The sequence below is a fragment of the Rhodoferax sp. GW821-FHT02C08 genome, from assembly GCF_059421805.1.
The window spans coordinates 35,064-53,689 of sequence record NZ_JBWKVR010000009.1 but is presented as its reverse complement, the minus strand read 5'-3'; the positions used below and the strand labels follow the sequence as shown (position 1 = coordinate 53,689).

Annotated in this window: 14 protein-coding genes; 3 read left to right on the top strand and 11 right to left on the bottom strand. The window is 62.0% G+C overall.

Annotation, left to right across the window (positions count from 1 at the left end; translation table 11 throughout):
* Positions 1–48 precede the first annotated feature (48 nt).
* From AC07VY_RS12955 to AC07VY_RS12925, 7 genes are all read right to left on the bottom strand, one after another.
* The gene (locus AC07VY_RS12955) at positions 49–309 is read right to left on the bottom strand and encodes a hypothetical protein (protein WP_495098027.1); all 261 of its coding nucleotides are present in this window, start codon (positions 307–309) and stop codon (positions 49–51) included.
* A gap of 213 nt (positions 310–522) precedes the next feature.
* Positions 523–1,038 carry a hypothetical protein gene (locus tag AC07VY_RS12950; RefSeq protein WP_495098028.1) on the bottom strand — a complete coding sequence of 172 codons (516 nt, stop codon included), beginning with the start codon at positions 1,036–1,038 and terminating at the stop codon, positions 523–525.
* Between the two features lie 70 nt (positions 1,039–1,108).
* Positions 1,109–1,849, bottom strand: a complete 741-nt coding sequence (locus tag AC07VY_RS12945) for a hypothetical protein (RefSeq protein WP_495098029.1) — start codon at positions 1,847–1,849, stop codon at positions 1,109–1,111.
* 1,315 nt (positions 1,850–3,164) lie between these two features.
* Positions 3,165–3,974, bottom strand: a complete 810-nt coding sequence (iolB, locus tag AC07VY_RS12940; RefSeq protein WP_495098030.1) for a 5-deoxy-glucuronate isomerase — start codon at positions 3,972–3,974, stop codon at positions 3,165–3,167.
* Position 3,975: 1 nt separating this feature from the next.
* The gene (gene iolE, locus AC07VY_RS12935; protein WP_495098031.1) at positions 3,976–4,881 is read right to left on the bottom strand and encodes a myo-inosose-2 dehydratase; all 906 of its coding nucleotides are present in this window, start codon (positions 4,879–4,881) and stop codon (positions 3,976–3,978) included.
* A 22-nt stretch (positions 4,882–4,903) separates the two neighbouring features.
* Entirely contained in the window at positions 4,904–6,772 is a 1,869-nt protein-coding gene (gene iolD, locus AC07VY_RS12930; protein WP_495098032.1) for a 3D-(3,5/4)-trihydroxycyclohexane-1,2-dione acylhydrolase (decyclizing), read from the bottom strand.
* 8 nt (positions 6,773–6,780) lie between these two features.
* Entirely contained in the window at positions 6,781–8,721 is a 1,941-nt protein-coding gene (locus AC07VY_RS12925; protein WP_495098076.1) for a bifunctional 5-dehydro-2-deoxygluconokinase/5-dehydro-2-deoxyphosphogluconate aldolase, read from the bottom strand.
* A gap of 260 nt (positions 8,722–8,981) precedes the next feature.
* Here AC07VY_RS12925 and AC07VY_RS12920 point away from each other — a divergent pair, with 260 nt between their 5' ends.
* From AC07VY_RS12920 to AC07VY_RS12910, 3 genes are all read left to right on the top strand, one after another.
* Complete coding sequence (locus AC07VY_RS12920) at positions 8,982–9,911, top strand: sugar ABC transporter substrate-binding protein (protein ID WP_495098033.1); 930 nt, start codon at positions 8,982–8,984, stop codon at positions 9,909–9,911.
* A gap of 81 nt (positions 9,912–9,992) precedes the next feature.
* Complete coding sequence (locus AC07VY_RS12915) at positions 9,993–11,528, top strand: sugar ABC transporter ATP-binding protein (RefSeq protein ID WP_116603781.1); 1,536 nt, start codon at positions 9,993–9,995, stop codon at positions 11,526–11,528.
* A gap of 18 nt (positions 11,529–11,546) precedes the next feature.
* Positions 11,547–12,566 carry an ABC transporter permease gene (locus tag AC07VY_RS12910; protein WP_495098034.1) on the top strand — a complete coding sequence of 340 codons (1,020 nt, stop codon included), beginning with the start codon at positions 11,547–11,549 and terminating at the stop codon, positions 12,564–12,566.
* A 34-nt stretch (positions 12,567–12,600) separates the two neighbouring features.
* On the opposite strand, the gene AC07VY_RS12905 is transcribed toward AC07VY_RS12910, so the two are convergent.
* The 4 genes from AC07VY_RS12905 to AC07VY_RS12890 all read right to left on the bottom strand — a co-directional run bounded on the left by AC07VY_RS12905 (position 12,601) and on the right by AC07VY_RS12890 (position 18,624).
* Positions 12,601–13,053 (bottom strand): DUF4864 domain-containing protein, encoded by a 453-nt coding sequence (locus tag AC07VY_RS12905; RefSeq protein ID WP_495098035.1) that lies wholly within the window; start codon positions 13,051–13,053, stop codon positions 12,601–12,603.
* A 291-nt stretch (positions 13,054–13,344) separates the two neighbouring features.
* Positions 13,345–14,727: a heavy metal sensor histidine kinase gene (locus AC07VY_RS12900; protein ID WP_495098036.1), complete on the bottom strand. Its 1,383-nt coding sequence runs from the start codon at positions 14,725–14,727 to the stop codon at positions 13,345–13,347.
* A complete protein-coding gene (locus AC07VY_RS12895) occupies positions 14,724–15,434 on the bottom strand; it encodes a heavy metal response regulator transcription factor (RefSeq protein WP_495098037.1) in 711 nt (236 codons plus the stop codon). Before AC07VY_RS12895 ends, AC07VY_RS12900 begins: the two co-directional genes overlap by 4 nt.
* Positions 15,435–15,447: 13 nt before the next feature.
* Positions 15,448–18,624 (bottom strand): efflux RND transporter permease subunit, encoded by a 3,177-nt coding sequence (locus AC07VY_RS12890; RefSeq protein ID WP_495098038.1) that lies wholly within the window; start codon positions 18,622–18,624, stop codon positions 15,448–15,450.
* Positions 18,625–18,626: the final 2 nt, after the last annotated feature.

Genomic DNA, 18,626 nt, shown 5'->3' with positions numbered 1-18,626 from the left:
AAGGGCCGTTCAGACGGCCCTTTTTTTATGCACAACTGTAGTGCGTAGTCAGTCTGCAGTGCCTTCGTCTTCGTCGTCCATGCCCTCGCTGTCCATCACGGCGATTTCGGCATATTGCACGGCGTTCAGCTGGTGGCGGTAAGCTGCATAAGCGTGGCGCGCGCAGGCTTCGTCATCGCCGTCGTCGTCTGCTGTCGCGGCCAGCGCATGGAATTTGGCAGCCGCAGCAAAGTGGTGCGCCGCCATGCGGTGGTGGTCGCCCAGGGTTTCAAACTCTTCTTCCAGGATGGTGGTGTCGGCAGTGTTCATAAAGTCCTCGCAGATGCTGGCGCGGCGACATACCGCGTGGCTAGGATGCGTGGTTTGGATGAAGGCTTGATGACACGGGTGCTATGGTTGTTGTAGCTGGTTACGCAGGGTTTATGTGCGCTGGAGAGGAAATTGGGCTGTGGCGTCTGAGCTGAACCTCGAGTGGTGACATGCCGACGTGGGTCTGCTTGAGCGACTGGTTAGCTCTTGTCTTCAAGTAAGCCTCTTTCCAATTCGAACTAGGCTTGCATAACTGTCGATCGCAAGTTGCCTCCGGCGTGCGGCGATCCTGGCATTTTGCCTATATGCGCGTCGCTGCGCTGCAGGCTCTTCTTCCGAGGCAGTGCTAGTGAAGACAATATTGAAACCTAGAATTCTTCGAACCCTTGCACCAGGATCTCTTAGTGCATCAGCAACGAGGATGCTCTTGAGGGCATAGAGTACATCTGAGAGCTTTGATGCCAGCTTAGGTTGCACGAACTCGGCTTCGATTCCGCTCCAGGCGTGCACAAAGGTGTCAACTGCTGCAGCGTCCCCGCGCTCAATCATCTGCCTGAAGCTGTCAAAGGAATAGGTTTCAAGTAGCCTTCCAAAGAGCTCCTTGTCGCGCGCGCGATGCGCAGAGGTAATGTCCTTCTTGACGGAGAGCTTGTATGCAACTACCCAGCCAAGGACTGCAATCAGCGCGGATGCGCCAGCAACGACTAGCGGAATTAGTTCTGTTGGCATTTGGTAGGGCTAACGTTTGACATTAGAGGTAAGACCCTGCTTGCCGGGGTATGTCCTCTCGATTGAAGGGTTAGGTGCTCGCGTCGTGAGGTAGCGGTTCATTGCGTAACTCAGCGAGTGTTTTGCCGAATGATGGGTTGTACGTTCTCGCACGTTCGAGGGTTACATTCGGAACTGTAAAGCGAGCAATATGCTTCCCGCCGAAGACATCTTTTACGCAAACTTTGATTCGCGTTCCTTTTGCACTAGCCGTGGGAAAGCAACCGCCCCAACTGTCCGATTGTTCGAAGTAGACAACCCCGTTTTCCGACTGGCCTGGCTCCAGATATGTTGAGGTATGAACGGGGGAGTGGATGCTCTTCTGTGTCAGAAATGGATAGAACTTGATGTTCTCGCCGATCTTGGCCTGGAAGTCATGTATGGCTGCCGTCTGATCGTGTAGCCAAAACCATCCAAGCCCATACCTGAACCAAGCTCGCGTGAAGCGAATCACCCGCCAGTGATATCCAACAGATATTTGGTCGATGCTTGATGCCGCAGATCCTGAGTTTGCAATTTTTAGATAGAGAGCCACGCCAGTTCGATGGACGTCGAATTTGTCTTGCTTCTTCCCTGTATCAAATGTGCATACAAAAGTCGGCCCATCGATTAGCTGGATTCGAAACTTTGGTCGCCGACGAAGAGCGGAAAAGATGCCGCTGACCCAGCCAAGCGTAAGGGTCACCACGAAGATGCCAACGCCAACGACTCCTTGGTTGTCGTTCAGCCACTTAGCGCCAGTGGCGTAGGTTTGGGTAATGTTTTCCAGCATCTAACGAATAGCGTTTATCTGCCGCGATGCGCTGCAAGAGACAAGAGCGATGTTCATACGCGGTGGATAAACCTTGTTGGACTGAACCAACGCCCGCAATGGCCGTTGATAGTTGTTGACGGGACAGGCGATTGCTCAAACCCACCCTGCCTATGGCGCAAATTATGGCGTGATTCGAGGGCCGTTCGGGCGCCTATTTCTGTGACGCCTCCACCCCGCCGTAGCGCCCTGCAACGCCTGAACTGCAGGCATCTTCCCCTCAAAAAGGTGGAACCACCAAGTGCTCTATTTTCCATAGCTGGTTGCGCTGGTTGCGCTGGTTAAATCTGCGCTGGAGCCTGTTTTCATTTGAAGATTTATGTGGGGGTTGGGGTGGTGTAGATGGCGCCTGACGTCTATGAGATCCCTGGCCGGGAGTTCGCCCCGGCGGGCGAGTAACTTGTTCTTTTGCGCAAAAGAAAAGTCACCAAAAGAAAGGCGCCCCCACCGTCTGCGCCCTCCGCTGGCGCTACGGGAACCTGCGGTGCGCGCTTTGGTCGGGGTCTGGCTAAACTCGCCTGCGGCTCAAACAACGCCAGCCCTGATCCGCCCAAAGCTGTGCTCCTCGGCGCATACAGAGGGGGACCCCGGGGATCGGGATCGGTGGCGCTGCGCGCCACATCGCGCCTAGGGCGCGAGCCCGGCTGCGCCGGGCTGGGGTTGGCTGTTCGGCTGTTGGTTCCCACGCCGTGTGGCGTCGGCGAGTAGCGCAGGGCTGGGCGGATCAGGGCCCGCGATTGTTTGAGGCCGCAGGCCGAGTTCGAGCGGGACCCCGCACAGACCGAGCAACGCAGCGTACCCCGTAGCGCAGCGAAGGGGGCGACGACTTCGGCTCGCCTTTCTTTGGGTTACGTTTCTTTGGCGACGCAAAGAAAGGTGACTGCGCCGCCGGGCGCACATCCCGGCCGGGGATGCCGAAGACATCAACCCTTTCAAAGGTTCAAGCCAAATCACCCGCTAGCGCACGAATTAACTGCGCAACCAGCTATCAATATGAGAGTGAACGTCTATCCGGCCTTGGGGTCAGCCGAAATGCGGGTGGGCGCTGTGGGCTCAGATAGGCAGACAGAGCGCAATTCGGATCTGACCCCATGGCCTTGCGCTGCGTGGTGCGTTGCGTTCCAGCGCGTTGAGGCGAAAGCTGGACTGGATGTCCGGCCCCATGGCCTCGCGCCGTGCTTGTCGTGTGCAGCGTGGCCTCGAAGAAATTACAAGCCAAATCGGCTGCCAGCGCAGATAGAACCTGCGCTGGCAGCTATTGAATCACTAGCAACGACTACTTCGCCGCCAGCATCCACTCATGCGCGGGATCGTTCTTGAAGACCCAGAAACGGTTCGGGCCGGCCATCACGTTCAGGTAGTACAGGTCGTAGCCATGGGGCGCCACCACAGGGTGGTAGCCGCGCGGCACCATCACCACGTCGTGGTTCTCCACGGCACATGCTTCGTCCAGGCTGCGGTCATCTGTGTAGACGCGCTGGAAGGCGAAACCCTGCGGTGGGTTCAGGCGGTGGTAGTAGGTTTCTTCCAGCAGGGTTTCCACCGGCGGTTGCTCGATGTCGTGTTTGTGCGGGGGGTAGCTGCTGGAGTGGCTGGCGGGCGTGAGGACTTCGACCACTAGCAGGTGGGCGGCGGTGGGGTCGTCGTGCGGCAGCACGTCGCAGACATAGCGGGTGTTCGTGCCCTTGCCGCGCACGCTGCGGCGCATGTTGGCGGGGTCTAGCACCTTGACCGTATGCGGCGTGTTGCCGGCGGGCGCCGTGCACAGGCCGACTTCGGCATCGGTCTCGGCCAGCACCACTACCGTCTTGCCGGCCGGCACGTAGACCGCTGCGGGCGAGACTTCTTCGAACACGCTTTTGCGCGTGCCCAGGTGTTCATGCGTTTGGCCGTCGATGGTGACGCTGACGGTGCCGGTCAGCACCACCAGGCAGAGTTCGCGCGTGGCAGTAACGACGGTTTCAGATTCGCCTTTTACCAAGCGCACCGCGCGGAAACCCACATGGGTCCAGCCGGCGCGCTCGGGCGTGACGTTGACGATTTCGCGGCCCGTGGGCGCGGCTTTGGCTAGCAGGGGGCTGACCATCTCAGCCGCCGATCTTGTCTACCAGGCCACGCAGCGTGTCGTAGCCCTTCTGGGCGTACTCGTAGCTCGGGGCGACGGCCGGGTCTTGCTCGGCTTCGACCACCAGCCAGCCTTGGTAGCCGGCGTTCTTCAGCGTGGTCAGCACGGCTTCGTAGTCGATGCTGCCGTCGCCGGGCACGGTGAAGGTGCCGTTGATCACGCCGTTCAAAAAGCTCCAGCCGTCGTTGCGGGCCTGGGCAATCACGGGGGTGCGCACGTCCTTGCAGTGCACGTGCACCACGCGCTCGACGTGTTTCTTCAGCAGGGTGACGGGATCGGCGGCACCGCCGAAGTAGGCGTGGCCGGTGTCGAACAGCAGGAACACCTTGGTCGGGTCGGTCAGGGCCATCAGCTTGTCCACATCGGCGGGGGACTCGACGTAGGCGCCCATGTGGTGGTGGTAGGCCAGTTTGATGCCGTAGGTCTTGATGAGGTGCTCACCGAAGGCGTTCAGGCGGTCGGCGTAGGCCTTCCATTGTGCGTCGTTGGCGAACTTGGGGCGCTTGGACACGGGGGTGTCGATCTGGCCCTGGATGGTGTCGGCGCATTCGCCGTAGACCACCACGTTCACCTTGTTGTACTGCAGCTTTGTCATGTGCGCCTTGCAGCGCTCGATCTCGGCTTCCACCGTGTCGTTGCCCAGAAAGCCGGAGTACCAGCCGGACACGCAGGCCAGGCCGAATTCGTCCAGCTTGGCTTTCAGGCCGGGGCCGTCCTTGGGGAATTTATTGCCCAGCTCGAAGCCTTCATAGCCGATTTCCTTGCCTTCGCTCAAAGCCGTTTCCAGCAGGGTTTCGCCGCCCAGCGAGGGCAGGTCGTCGTTCATCCAGGACAGGGGGTTGATGCCGATGCGTACGTTCCAGGTCATAGTGGTTCTCTTGAGTAAATACTTAAATACGTTGTTCAATTTTTGCGGCGGTGTAGCGCTCAAACGCTTCGTTCACCGCAGGGCGTTCAGAGACTTCGGGAATGGCGACCTCCCACCAGCAGCCGCCTTCGGCCGTAGTGCGCTCGTGGGTGGTGTCGATCACGATGACTTGGCTCTTGGTGGCAGCACGTGCGGCCACCATGGCGGTCTTCAGCTCGGCCACGTCCTTCACGTGCACCGCGTCGGCGCCCATGCTGCGGCCATGCATGGCAAAGTCGATCTGGCTGCTGCTGCCCCCCTCGGGGATGCAGTCGTCCAGCATGTTGTTGAAGTTGGGCGTGCCGCTGGCGCGCTGCAGGCGGTTGATGCAGCCGTAGCCCCGGTTGTCCAGGATCACCACGATCAGTTTTTTGCCCAACAGTACCGAGGTGGCCAGCTCGGAGTTCATCATCATGTAAGAGCCATCGCCGACGATGACGATGACTTCCTGGTCGGGCCGGGCCATCTTGGCACCCAGGGCACCCGCCACTTCGTAGCCCATGCAGGAGTAGCCGTATTCCACGTGGTAGTTGCCGGGCCGGGTTGCGCGCCACAGCTTGTGCAGCTCGGCGGGCAGGGTGCCGGCGGCGCAGACCACCACGTCGTGCACATCGCTGTTGGTAATGGAGTCGCGCACCGCGCCAATGACTTCGGCGTCATAGGGCAGCACGTCCTTGGGCACGGCGGTAGTGAGCTCGGTTACGCGCTTCACCCAGCCTGCGGCCAGGCTGCGGGCGCGGGTGGTCCAGGCCGGTTCGGCCTTCCAGTCGCCAGCGGCGGTGCTGAGCTGGCCCAGGCCCACGCGGGCATCGGCCACCAGGGCGGTGCCGGCCCACTTGGTGGCGTCGAAGCTCTGTACGTTCAGGCACAACAATTTGGCCTTGGCGAACAGCGCGTGCGAGCCGGTGGTGAAGTCCTGCAGGCGCGTGCCCACGGCCAGCACCACATCGGCTTCGCGGGCCATTTCATTCGCGGCCGGGCCGCCATCGACGCCGATGCCACCCAGGTTCAGCGGGTGGTCCCAGGGCAGGCTGCTCTTGCCACCGTGGGATTCGACCACGGGCACGCCGTGCTTCTCGGCAAAGGCGCGCAGTGCGTCCCAGGCCTGGCTGTACAGCACGCCGCCACCGGCCACGATCAGCGGCTGCTTGGCGGTCTTCAGTAGTGCGGCGGCAGCGGCCAGCTCGCGGGTGTCGGCCGGTGGGCGGCGGAAGTGGATCACGCCGGGCTGCAGAAAGCTCTCGGGGCAGTCGAAGGCATGGGTTTGCACATCCTGTGGCAGCGCCAGGCAGACCGGGCCGCAGCTGGCGGGGTCGGTCATCACCTGGATAGCGCGGGGCAGGGCGGTCAGGATTTGTTCGGCACGGGTGATGCGGTCAAAAAAGCGCGTCACCGGGCGGAAGGTGTCGTTGGCGCTCAGGTCGCCGTGCTGGAAGCTTTCGATCTGCTGCAGCACCGGGTCGGGCGCGCGCGAGGCAAAGGTGTCGCCGGGCAATAGCAGCACCGGCAGGCGGTTCACATGGGCCATGGCCGCGGCGGTGACCAGGTTGGTGGCGCCGGGGCCGATGCTGGTGCTGACGGCCATGATGCGCTGGCGGAAATGGGCCTTGGCATAGGCCACGGCGGCGTGGGCCATGCCCTGCTCGTTATGGGCGCGGTAGGTGGGTAGTTGGGCGCGTTCGGCGTACAGGGCTTCACCGAAGCCGGCCACATTGCCGTGGCCGAAGATGGTGAACACGCCCGCGCAGTAGGGTTGGATGCTGCCATCGGCCATTTCGACTTGCAGCGCGGCCAGGTGCTTGACCAGCGCCTGGCTCATGGTGAGTTTTTGGGTGAGCTTTTGGGTTTTCATGGGCAGATTCAGGACGCAGATTTCCGGTTACGCCAGGCGTTGACGAGGGTAGCAAAGTTGTGTGCAACGGCGTCTTTGAAGGCGGCGTCATTGATTTCGTTCTTCAGCCACTTTAGCGAAGGTTCTGCCCACAGGGTGCGGCCCACCATGAAGCCCTTGACGATGGGGTTGGTGGCGTGCACAAAGCTGTCGGCCAGGTGCTGCAGTGGCTGGTTCAGGCCCAGGATCACCGCGCCGCGGCAATACGGGTCGCGCTCGGCCACCAGGGCGGCCAGTTCGGTCCAGCCCTTAGCCTGCATGGGCGCCAGCTTCCACCATTCGGGCTTGACACCCAGGTTGTAGAAGCGCTTTACCGAACGCAGCACGGCCCCGTCTTCGGCGCCGGCGGGCGTCATGGCGCGGGGGCAGATGATTTCCAGCAGCAGCTCGTTGCCGCTGGTGCGGGTGGCTTCCCACAGTTCCAGCACGGTTTGCTCTTGCTGCAGGCGCAACTCGTAGCTGTCGTCCGGGTGGTAGTGCACCAGGCACTTGACCACGTGTTCGGTAGGCCAGTTGATCAGCGCGCTGCCGACCGAGCGGGTACCGTCAAAACGCAGCGGGCGTGAGCCGGGCAGCTCGACCGGGCGGCCCACCCACCAGCCACGGCCGGTGGCACTGGCCAGCGCGTCGCGGCCGTAGTCGCCGCCGTCGATCAGCACGCCGGTGTGGCCTTGCAGCTTGTGGCTGGTTTCCACCTGCTCGGCGGCTTGCACCAGCAGCTTTTTCAGCGCGGGAATGCGGGAGTCGCTGGCACCGGCTTCACGGGCAATATCAAAAAACTGGCTGCGGTGGTCGAACGCCAGTACGCACATCTCGTTCCAGTCGGGGCGGGCCGCGGTGACGCGGTGCAGATGGGCCAACTGTTCATCGGCATCCACCTTGGGGTTGCGGCTGCCGCTGAACCAGTGGGCCAGCTCGGCCGGCGTGGCCATGGCAGCCGAGCAGGCGTGGCGCGACACCACGATGGCACCGCAGGCGTTGGCTACTTTGGTGGATTCGGCCCAGTCCTTACCCTGCAGCAGGCTGGCCATCAGGCCGGACAGGAAGGAGTCGCCCGCGCCCAGCACGTTCAGCACTTCGACGCGCTCGCCCTTGAAGGTGGGGGCGTCGTCGATATTCGTGGGAATCGCGCCTTCGATCACGCTGCAGCCAGCGGCGCCGCGCTTCACCACCAGGGTGGCGGAGCTGATGGCGCGCACTGCACGCAGGCTGGCCATCAGGTCGTCGGCCACGCCGCCAGCGATGAAGAACTCTTCTTCGGTGCCGACCAGCAATTCAAATTCGGGCAGCATTTCCTGTAGCTGCTGTGTCACGTGTGCGTCCGCCACATAGCGGTTTTCGCCGGCGCCGCGGCTGGTCAGGCCCCACAGCACGGGGCGGTAGTCGATGTCTAGCACGCGCACCACGCCGTGTTTTTTGGCGTAGGCCAGCGCGGTCTGCGATGCGCGGCGGGTGCCGGGGGTGGAAAGATGGGTACCGGTGATGGCCAGCGCACGGCACTGGGCTATGAAATCTTCGCTGATTTGGTCGGCATCCACCGCCATGTCGGCGCAATTCTCACGAACGAACAGCAGGGGGAAGGTGTCGCGGTCCTTCAGGCCCAGCAGCACCAGTGCGGTCAGACGCTCGGGGTCGACCTGCACCTGGCTGGTGTCGCAACCTTCCTGAGCCAGCGTTTCGGTCAGGAAACGGCCCATTTGTTCATTGCCCACGCGGGACAGCATGGCGCTTTTGAGACCTAAGCGGGCCACACCAAAGGCGAGGTTGCCCGAGCTACCACCCAAATACATGGCCATGCTGCGTGCGTCTTCCAGGCGGCTGCCAAATTGCTGGGCATACAGGTCTACTGCCAGGCGGCCCAGGCAGGCGAGGTCGATACGGCGACCTTGGGGGAAGTTCAGTTGGCTCATCAAGTGCAGTAGTTTCAAGGAAATGGGTTCTCGCCACGGGCGAGAAAACGAAATACACGGCTCGCAGCCATGCCAGGTGGATTGACTATAAATTGTAGAGAAATTTTTTTCTCTAAGTGTAATCACTTAGAAATTTATTTTCTATTTTTGGAAATAGTGATTACAGTACGGATCGTGGTTTGGCGCATTTCCATGACCAGATCTCAACCAACCGAGCGGCACAAAAATAGCCGTTCCTTACTACTTCGGAGACGTATTCAATGAAAAAACTTCTACTCGCAGCTGCCGTGTCTTCCACCTTGTTGGCGCCAATGGCTGCGCACGCTGAGAAGGTTGGCTTGGCCATGGCCCAGCTGGACACCTTTCTGACGATCCTGAAAAACGGCGTGGTGGATGCCGGTAAGAAATCTGGCACAACCGTGCAAGTGGAAGATGCACAGAACGACGTGGGCAAACAGCTCAGCCAGATCCAGAACTTGATTGCCCAGAAGGTCGACGCCATCATCGTCAACCCGGTGGATACCGACGTCACCCCCAAGATCACCAAGATGGTGACCGACGCCAAGATTCCGCTGGTCTATGTAAACCGCAAGCCGGTCGACTTTGCCAAGCTGCCCGCAGGCGTGGCGTTCGTGGCCTCCGACGAAGTGGTCTCCGGTACCGTGCAAACCCAGGAAGTCTGCCGCCTGCTCAAGGGCAAGGGCGAGATCGTGGTGCTGATGGGCGAGCTGTCGAATGAAGCCGCACGCACCCGTACCAAGGACATCGAAGACGTGCTGGCCACCAAGGACTGCAGCGGCATCAAGATCCTGGACAAGCGCGAAGGCAAGTGGGACCGCACCCAGGGCCAGGACATCACCACCAACTGGTTGTCCAGCGGCGTGAAGTTTGACGCCATCATCGCCAATAACGACGAAATGGCCATCGGCGCCATCAATGCATTGAAGGCATCCAAGAAGTGGACCCCTGCTTCCATCGTGGCTGGTATCGACGCCACCCCTGACGCCCTGGCTTCCATGAAGGCCGGCGACCTGAAGGTCACCGTGTTCCAGAACGCGGCCGGCCAAGGCAGCGGCGCGCTGGACGCAGCCCTGAAGCTGTCCAAGAAACAGCCCGTCGAGCGCTTCGTCAACGTGCCATTTGAACTGGTAACGCCGGCTAACCTGGCCAAGTACTCCGGCAAAAACTAATTTGCCCTGATTGGCCATTCGCCAGACGCCTCCACCGATGGGGGCGTCTACCCATTTTTACCGTTCAATCGAGTTAGCTGTATGTCAGATACCGCCACCATGGAGCGACCGGCTGCGCCGTCCGCCGCCGCCGTTCCGCCTTTGCTGGAGATCCAGGGCATCCTGAAGATATTTCCAGGTGTGGTCGCACTTAACAATGTGCAACTCAAGCTGCGCGCAGGTACCGTGCACGCGCTGATGGGAGAAAACGGCGCCGGCAAGTCCACGCTGATGAAGATCATTGCGGGCATCTACACGCCAGAGAAGGGTGATATCCGCCTGCGTGGCCAGCCCATCGTGCTGAAGTCGCCGCTGGACGCGCTGAACCAGGGCATCGCCATGATCCACCAGGAGCTGAACCTGATGCCGTACATGACGGTGGCAGAGAACGTCTGGATCACCCGCGAACCGAAAAACTGGCTGGGCCTGGTAGACCACGCCGAGCTGAACCGCAAAACTGCCGAGCTGTTCAAAGACTTGAACATCGACATCGACCCGGCGATAGAGATCCAAGAACTGTCTGTCGCCAGCCGCCAGATGGTGGAGATTGCCAAGGCCGTGTCCTGGAACTCCGACGTGCTGATCATGGATGAGCCGACATCGGCCCTGACCGAAACCGAAGTGGCGCATTTGTTCGCCATCATTCGCCGCCTGCGGGCCCAGGGCAAGGGCATCATCTACATCACACACAAGATGAACGAGCTGTTCGAGATTGCCGACGAGTTCTCGGTGTTCCGCGACGGCCAGTACATCGCCACCCATTTGTCCTCCGAGGTGACCCGCGACGACATCATCCGCATGATGGTGGGGCGGGAAATCACCCAGATGTTCCCCAAGCTGGACGTGCCGATCGGCGACGTCGTGCTGTCGGTGAAAGACCTGTGCGTCGAAGGCATCTTCAAGAATGTGAGCTTCGACATCCGTGCCGGCGAAATCGTCGGCATGGCCGGCCTGGTCGGCTCGGGCCGCTCGAATGTGGCCGAAGCGCTGTTTGGCGTGGTGCCTGCGACCTCGGGCACGATTTCCATCAAGGGCGAACCCGTGCAAATCCGTACGCCGCAGCAGGCGCTGGCTGCGGGCATGGCGTTTTTGACCGAAGACCGCAAGGAAACCGGTTGCTTCCTGGCGCTGAACATCCAGGAAAACATGGACTCGGCGGTGCTCAACCAGCGTTACGTGAGCAAAGGCTTTGTGCAGAGCGAACAGCTCAACAAGGACTGCCTGGAAATGGCCAAGCGCCTGCGCGTGAAGACGCCCAGCATGGACGAGATCATCCAGAACCTGTCGGGTGGCAACCAGCAAAAAGTGCTGGTGGGTCGCTGGCTGCTGACCAACCCGCGCATCCTGATCCTGGACGAGCCCACCCGCGGCATCGACGTGGGCGCCAAGGCCGAAATCCACCGCCTGGTCTCCGAGCTGGCCGGCACGGGCGTGGCCATTTTGATGATTTCGTCGGAAATGCCCGAGGTGCTGGGCATGAGCGACCGCGTCGTGGTGATGCACGGCGGCCAGGTCACCGGCATCCTGGACCGCAAAGACGCCAACCAGGTCTCCGTCATGGACCTGGCTGCGAAGTAATTTAAAAGGAATGAATGTATGAGCTCCCCTACCATCTCCCAGCCCGCATCAGGCGCTGCCAAATCCAAAATGAAGTTGCCCCCGGAGTTCAGCATCCTGCTGGTGCTGCTGGGTATCTGCGTCTTTTTTGAGGCGCTGGGCTGGTACCTGAACGGCCAAAGCTTCATGTTCAACGCCGAGCGGCTGCAGGTCATCATCTTGCAGATGTCGGTCATCGGCATCATCGCGGTGGGCGTGAACATGGTCATCATCACCAGCGGCATTGACCTGTCGTCGGGCTCGGTGGTGGCCGCGTCTGCGGTGGTGGCGGCCAGCCTGGCCCAGGTGTCGGACTTTCCGCGCGCCGTGTTCCCGCATCTGACCGACCTGAACCCGATCTGGCCCATCCTGGCCGGGGTGTTGGTGGGCGTGGTGGTGGGCTTGATCAACGGCTGGCTGATTGCGGCCACCGGCATCCCGCCCTTCATTGCCACGCTGGGCATGATGGTGGCTGCACGCGGCTTTGCCAAATGGTTCACCGGCGGTATGCCCGTCAGCATGCTGACACCAGAGTTCGCCTGGATCGGCGAGGGGGCCAACCCGGTGATCATCTTCTTGGTGATCGTGGCGATTGCCCATGTGGTGCTGCGCTACACCCGCTTCGGCAAGTTCACCTACGCCATCGGTGCCAACCGCCAGGCGGCCCGCGTCTCGGGTATCAATGTGAACCGCCACCTGATCTGGATCTACACCATTGCCGGCCTGCTCAGCGGCGTGGCCGGTACCGTGACCGCAGCGCGTGCCATCTCCGGCCAGTCCGGCATGGGCGTGAGCTACGAGCTGGACGCGATTGCGGCCGTGGTGATCGGCGGCACCTCGCTGGTCGGCGGCCTGGGCCGGGTTACCGGCACCGTCATCGGCATCCTGATCCTGGGTGTGATGATGTCGGGCTTCACCTTCATTCGCATCGACGCCTACTACCAGGAAATGGTCAAGGGCGGCATCATCGTCGCGGCCGTAGTGGCCGACCAGTACCGCAACAAGAAACGCCGTACCTAAATAGATCGGCGGTTGCTGGGAGTCTGAGCGGCTCCTACGCCATTCGCCCGTTGGTTTCCTTCAGGAAGCAGCCGCTGATGCGCCACTGTTTGTTCTTTTGCCGCTCCAGCGTGTAGATGACCATCCAGCTGGTGCCTTCGGCGTCTGACATCTGTACCGGCTGTACCACCACCTTGCCATCGAGGTCTGGCTGCAAATACGCCACCGACGCGGGCCGGTACACCACGGCGTATTGGCCGCGCACCATGGCCATGAAGTACTGCGCCGAGGCGACCGATTTGCGCACACTGGGCGCCGCGTAGGAAAAGGCTTTTTCCGCATCGTCGGCGGCAAAGGCATCCAGCTGCGCATGGATGACCTCACGTACCGCCTTGGCATCCTGGCTACTGAGCGGCGTTGCCAGCGCGGACGCGCCCACCAGCAGTGCTAGCAGCATGCCGACCGTGGTGCGCCATAAGGATTGGAAGCATTGGATGGGGGTTTGCATGGCCACGGCTCCTTTCACAAATGCATGGAGAGCGCCCCACGCGGGGCTCCATGCCCATCCAGCTTACGCTTTTCAGCGGATTTGTGTCAGCGCAAGGTGTTGCCGGCACTGGCTGGCCTGTGCAGTACAGCTCAGCATTCCGTTTCTGGATTGATGGGGAAACATGGCTCTGGCGCAGGTATTACCTGCGGTAGTAGCTATTAAAAAAGGAGTATTTTTCACGCGAAACGCGTGGGAAACGCGTGGGAAATGCGATCTGGGCTGCGAGCCGTTGCGGCCCTGAAGGCGTTCTCAACCCGTGTCCCGTGCCACGCTGAATCCTATGATGTTGACGCCGTTTGCACTGCTGGCGCTGACCTGGCCACCGTGCATGCTGGCGACAGCTTTCACTATCGCCAGGCCCAGACCGTGTCCGTGGTGTTGGCCCAGGCCCTGGCGGGATGTATCGACGCGGTAGAAGCGGTCGAACAGGTGCTGCTGGTGCGTTCTGGCAATCGGCTCGCCGGGGTTGGCGACCGAGATCCAGGTGGCCTTGGCCTCGTTGCGGAGTTGTACGGTCAGTTGTGCGCCGGGTTGCGAGTGCTCGATGGCGTTCTGCAGCAGGTTGCTCATGGCGCGGCGGAACAGGGCGGTTTCGAGTTCTGCCTCGACCGCCGCGTCGCCTTCGATACGAACCTGCATGCCGCTTTCGTCCAGCACGAATTCAAAGAAATCGATGGTTTTGCGCACCTCTTCGGCGATGGGGGTGCGCACCCGGCCGGTAGCGGCTTCACCCCGGTCGGCGCGCGCCAGGAATAGCATGTCGTTGACGATGGAGCGCAGGCGCTCCAGGTCTTCCAGGTTCGATGCCAGCACCTCCTGCAGCTCGGGGGCCGAGCGCTGGCGTGATAGCGCGACCTGCGTGCCACCTATCAGGTTGCCCAGTGGCGTGCGCAGCTCGTGGGCTACATCGGCATTGAAGGCCTCCAGCTGGGCATAGGCTTCCTCCAGCCGGGCCAGTGCACCGTTGAAAGCCTGGGTCAAGGCTTTCAGCTCAATCGGCAGGGCTGCCTCTGGCAGGCGCTGTGACAAAGTCTTGGGGCGCAGGGCCTGTGCTTCGTTGGACAGCTGTTCCAGCGGCTTCAGGCCCACGCGGGCTATCCAGCGGCCGGCCAACGCCACCGCCAACACCGCCGCCAGGCTGAGCGCCAGTAGCGCGCTGACAAAGGCCTGGCGCGTGCGCCGGTAGGGCGTGGTGTCGCTGCCGATGATGAGCCGCACCCCGGGGCGTTCGTCCAGCGGCGCGATATAGATAGACCGGGTGCGCAGAGACGCTGCCTGGCCGGGTAGCGCCAGGGTTCCCCGGCCATCCGCCCCTTGGGTGATGCGCTCCATGTCGGCCAGGCCGCTGCCGTACACGAAGCGCGGGTCGTCGCTGAGCACCCAGAAGCGCACATTGCCATCTTGCGGCGCGAGCGTGTCCATCTTGGCCTGTACGCGGTTCCAGCGTTCTGCGCGGCCCACGCGCTGGATGGTGTAGGCCATGCTGTTGAGGCCGATGTTGAGCTCATCGTCCTGGTGGCGGGTCAGTTCGCGGTCCAGCACGGTGTACAGCGCGGCACCTATCAGCGCAAAGGTCAGCAGCGCTGCTGCGGCGAACATGGTGACCAGTCGCGCCGTGATGGAGCGCTTCACGGCGCAGCGCCCCGGTCGGCTTCCGCCTCGGCGCGTACCTCCATCACATAGCCCATGCCGCGTATGGTGTGCAGCAGCTTGGGCGCGGCAGCCGCAAAGGGCACATCGATCTTGTCGCGCAACCGCTTGATGGCGACTTCGACCACATTGGTGTTGCTATCGAAGTTCATGTCCCAGACCAGCTCGGCAATTGCTGTTTTGGACAAAATCTCACCCTGGCGCCGCGCCAGTACCGCCAGCAGGGCGAACTCCTTGGCGGTCAGGTCGATGCGCACGCCGCCGCGGAAGGCTTTGCGCTTGAGCAGATCGATCTGCAGATTGGCAATATTCAGCTGCATGGGCTCCTGGCTGCGGCCGCGCCGGTTCAGCGCTTGCAGCCGGGCCAGCAGTTCGATAAAGGAAAAGGGCTTGACGAGGTAGTCATCCGCGCCGTCGTGCAGTCCTTTGACGCGGTCCTCGATCCGGTCGCGGGCGGTAAGCATGATCACCGGCGTCTGCTTCACTGTGCGCAGCGAACGCAGCACCGAGAAGCCGTCCAGGCCGGGCAGCATGGCGTCGAGCACGATCACGTCGTAGTCGTGCTGCATCGCCAGGTGCTGGCCGTCGAGTCCGTTGTCGGCGACGTCCACCGCGCAGCCTTGCTCGGTCAAGCCCTTGTGCAGGTACTCGGCCGTCTTGGCTTCGTCTTCGACAATCAGGATTTTCATCTCACTCCAAAATCTAAGCCTGGGCCTGCGGCTGTGGCAATGCTTCTGCGCCAGCTTTAGCGGCCTTTTTCGCGGCCCGGGCGTCCTTGCGTGCCTGGTACCAATAGTGTGCCCGATCGAGGTAGAGGTAGACCACCGGGGTGGTGAAGAGCGTCAGCATCTGCGACAGGATCAGGCCGCCCACCATGGCGTAGCCCAGGGGTCGGCGCAGCTCTGAGCCCGAGCCATGGCCCAGCATCAGCGGCAGGCCGGAGAGCAGGGCGCACATGGTCGTCATCATGATGGGCCGAAAGCGCAGCAGGCAGGCTTGGTAGATGGCTTCTTGTGGCGCCATGCCGTGCTCGCGCTCGGCTTTCAGTGCGAAGTCGATCATCATGATGCCGTTCTTCTTCACGATGCCGATCAGCAGGATGATGCCGATCAGCGCGATCACGCTCAAGTCGTAGCCACCGGCCATCAGGATCAGCAGTGCACCCACGCCGGCTGAGGGCAGGGTGGACAGAATCGTCAGCGGATGGATGTAGCTCTCATACAGCAGGCCCAGCACGATGTACACCGCCACCAGTGCCGCGGCGATCAGGTAGGGCTGCGAGGCCAGCGAGTCCTGGAAGGCCTGCGCCGTACCCTGGAACGCGCCCGACAGCGACTGCGGCAAGCCCATGTCGGCCTGGGCTTTGTTGATGGCGTCCACCGCCTCACCCAGCGCGTGGCCCGGCGCCAGGTTGAAGGAGATGGTCACCGCCGGGAACTGGCCCTGGTGGTTGATCGCCAGGTAGGCGGTCTTGCTGGTGTCTACTTTCACAAAGGTCGACAGCGGCACCTGCTGGCCGGTCAGCGGCGAGTTCAGGTACAGCTTGCTGAACAGCGCCGGGTCCTGCTGCATCGCTGGCGTCACTTCCAGCACCACGTGGTAGCTGTTGAGCTGGGTGAAGTACTGGGCCACCTGGCGCTGGCCGATGGCGTCGTACAGCGTGGCGTCGATGGTGGCCGGCGTGATGCCGAAGCTGGCAGCGCGGTCGCGGTCAATGGTCAGCACGGCGGACGCTGCGGCGTTCTGCTGGTCAGAGGCCAGGTCGGTCAGCTCGGGTAGCTGGCGCAGGCGCTGCAGCAGCTTGGGCGCCCAGGTGTTGAGCTCGTCCAGGTTCGCATCGGTCACGGTGTACTGGTACTGCGTGCGCGAGGAGCGGCCGCCCACGCGGATGTCCTGTCCGGCCTGCAGGAACAGGTTTACGCCCTGTATCTTGGCCAATTGCGGGCGCAGCCGGGCGATGATCTGGTCGGCACTGGCCTCCCGGCCGGCTTCCTTGGATTTGAGTCCGATGTAGAAGTTGCCGGTGTTGTAGGTGGACGAGCTGCCGTTCATGCCGAAGCCGGCGACATCCGGGTCGCGCCGCACCACGTCGGCCAGCTCGACCATGCGGGCGTTCATCGACTGAAACGATGCGTCTTGCGCGGATTCCGCAAAGCCCGAGATAAAGCCGGTGTCCTGCTGCGGGAAGAAGCCCTTGGGAATGATGAAGAACAGAAAGCCGGTGGCCACCACGGTGGCGATGAAGCCGCACAGGGTGAGGAACTGGTGCTTCAGCACCAGGTGCAGGCCGCGCTTGTAGCCACTCAGCAGCGCGTCGAAGCCGCGTTCAAACAACATATACAGACGGCCATGCTTGCTGGCATGCTCGTTCTTCAAAAAGCGCGAGCACAGCATGGGGGTGAGCGTGAGTGAAACCACCACCGACACCAAGATGGTCAGCGTCACCGTCACCGCGAATTCGCGGAACAGCCGCCCGACGATGCCGCCCATCAACAGCAGTGGGATGAACACCGCGATCAGCGACACCGAGATGGAGATGATGGTGAAGCCGATTTCGCCCGCGCCCTTGTAGGCGGCTTCCATCGGCGTCATGCCTTCCTCGATGTAGCGGTAGATGTTCTCCAGCATCACGATGGCATCGTCCACCACGAAGCCCACCGCAATGGTCAGCGCCATCAGCGACAGGTTGTCCAGGCTATAGCCCAGCAGATACATCACGCCCACGGTGCCCATCAGCGCCAGCGGCACGGTCACGCTGGGGATCAGCGTGGCCGGCACATTGCGCAGGAAAACGAAGATCACCATCACCACCAGGGCAATCGTAAGCAGCAGCGTGAACTCAACATCCTTTACCGAGGCCCGGATGGTCTCGGTGCGGTCGATGATGGCGTTGACCTCTACCGTGGGGGGGATGGAAGCCTTGAGTTTGGGCAGGGCCGCGTTGATGCGGTCTACTGTCTCGATCACGTTGGCGCCGGGCTGCTTGGTAATGGCCAGCACGATGGAGCGGCCGTTTTGCACGGTGTTGCCCGCCGGTGCGGCAGCACCTGCATAGGCCCAGCCGGCGATCTTGGCGTTTTCGGGGCCGTCCACTGCCACGCCCAGGTCGCGCACGCGGATGGGGGCGCCGTTGCGGTAGGCCAGGATCACGTCGTTCCAGGGGCCGGACTTCAGAATCTGGTCATTGGTATAGACGGTAAAGCTCTGGTTCGGCCCGTCTATCGTGCCCTTGGGCTGGTTGGCCGTGGCCGATGCCAGCACCGTGCGCACATCTTCCAGGCCCAGGCCCAGCGCGGCCAGCTTGGCCGGGTCCAGCTGCACCCGTACGGCCGGCTTTTGCACGCCACCGATGTTGACCAGGCCCACGCCGGATATCTGCGAAATCTGCTGCGCCAGGATGTTGTCGGCATAGTCATTCACCTCGGTTAGCGGCAGGGTTTTGGACTGCACCGCCAGTATCAGGATGGGCGAATCCGCCGGGTTCACCTTGCGGAAGATTGGCGGGCTTGGCAGCGTGGCCGGTAACTGGCCGCTGGACGCGTTGATGGCCGCCTGCACGTCGAGTGCTGCGGCGTCGATGCTGCGGTCCAGGTCAAACTGCAGCGTGATCTGGGTCGAGCCCAGGCCGCTGGTGGAGGTCATTTGCGACAGCCCGGCGATCAGCGAGAACTGCCGCTCCAGCGGCTGCGCCACGTTGGACGCCATGGTCTCCGGGCTGGCTCCCGGTAAGCTGGCCGAGACCTGGATGGTGGGAAAGTCCACCTGCGGCAGGGGTGCCACCGGCAGCAATGGGAACACCGCCGCACCGATGAGCAGCAGGGCAATCGCCAGCAGCGTGGTGCCGATGGGGCGTTTGATGAAGGCAGCAGAAATGCTCAATT

Bases quoted from the DNA above. Each gene is read 5' to 3' on its own strand.
- AC07VY_RS12955 (WP_495098027.1), bottom strand. From the start codon at position 309: ATGAACACTGCCGACACCACCATCCTGGAAGAAGAGTTTGAAACCCTG.
- AC07VY_RS12950 (WP_495098028.1), bottom strand. From the start codon at position 1,038: ATGCCAACAGAACTAATTCCGCTAGTCGTTGCTGGCGCATCCGCGCTG.
- AC07VY_RS12945 (WP_495098029.1), bottom strand. From the start codon at position 1,849: ATGCTGGAAAACATTACCCAAACCTACGCCACTGGCGCTAAGTGGCTG.
- iolB (WP_495098030.1), bottom strand. From the start codon at position 3,974: ATGGTCAGCCCCCTGCTAGCCAAAGCCGCGCCCACGGGCCGCGAAATC.
- iolE (WP_495098031.1), bottom strand. From the start codon at position 4,881: ATGACCTGGAACGTACGCATCGGCATCAACCCCCTGTCCTGGATGAAC.
- iolD (WP_495098032.1), bottom strand. From the start codon at position 6,772: ATGAAAACCCAAAAGCTCACCCAAAAACTCACCATGAGCCAGGCGCTG.
- AC07VY_RS12925 (WP_495098076.1), bottom strand. From the start codon at position 8,721: ATGAGCCAACTGAACTTCCCCCAAGGTCGCCGTATCGACCTCGCCTGC.
- AC07VY_RS12920 (WP_495098033.1), top strand. From the start codon at position 8,982: ATGAAAAAACTTCTACTCGCAGCTGCCGTGTCTTCCACCTTGTTGGCG.
- AC07VY_RS12915 (WP_116603781.1), top strand. From the start codon at position 9,993: ATGTCAGATACCGCCACCATGGAGCGACCGGCTGCGCCGTCCGCCGCC.
- AC07VY_RS12910 (WP_495098034.1), top strand. From the start codon at position 11,547: ATGAGCTCCCCTACCATCTCCCAGCCCGCATCAGGCGCTGCCAAATCC.
- AC07VY_RS12905 (WP_495098035.1), bottom strand. From the start codon at position 13,053: ATGCAAACCCCCATCCAATGCTTCCAATCCTTATGGCGCACCACGGTC.
- AC07VY_RS12895 (WP_495098037.1), bottom strand. From the start codon at position 15,434: ATGAAAATCCTGATTGTCGAAGACGAAGCCAAGACGGCCGAGTACCTG.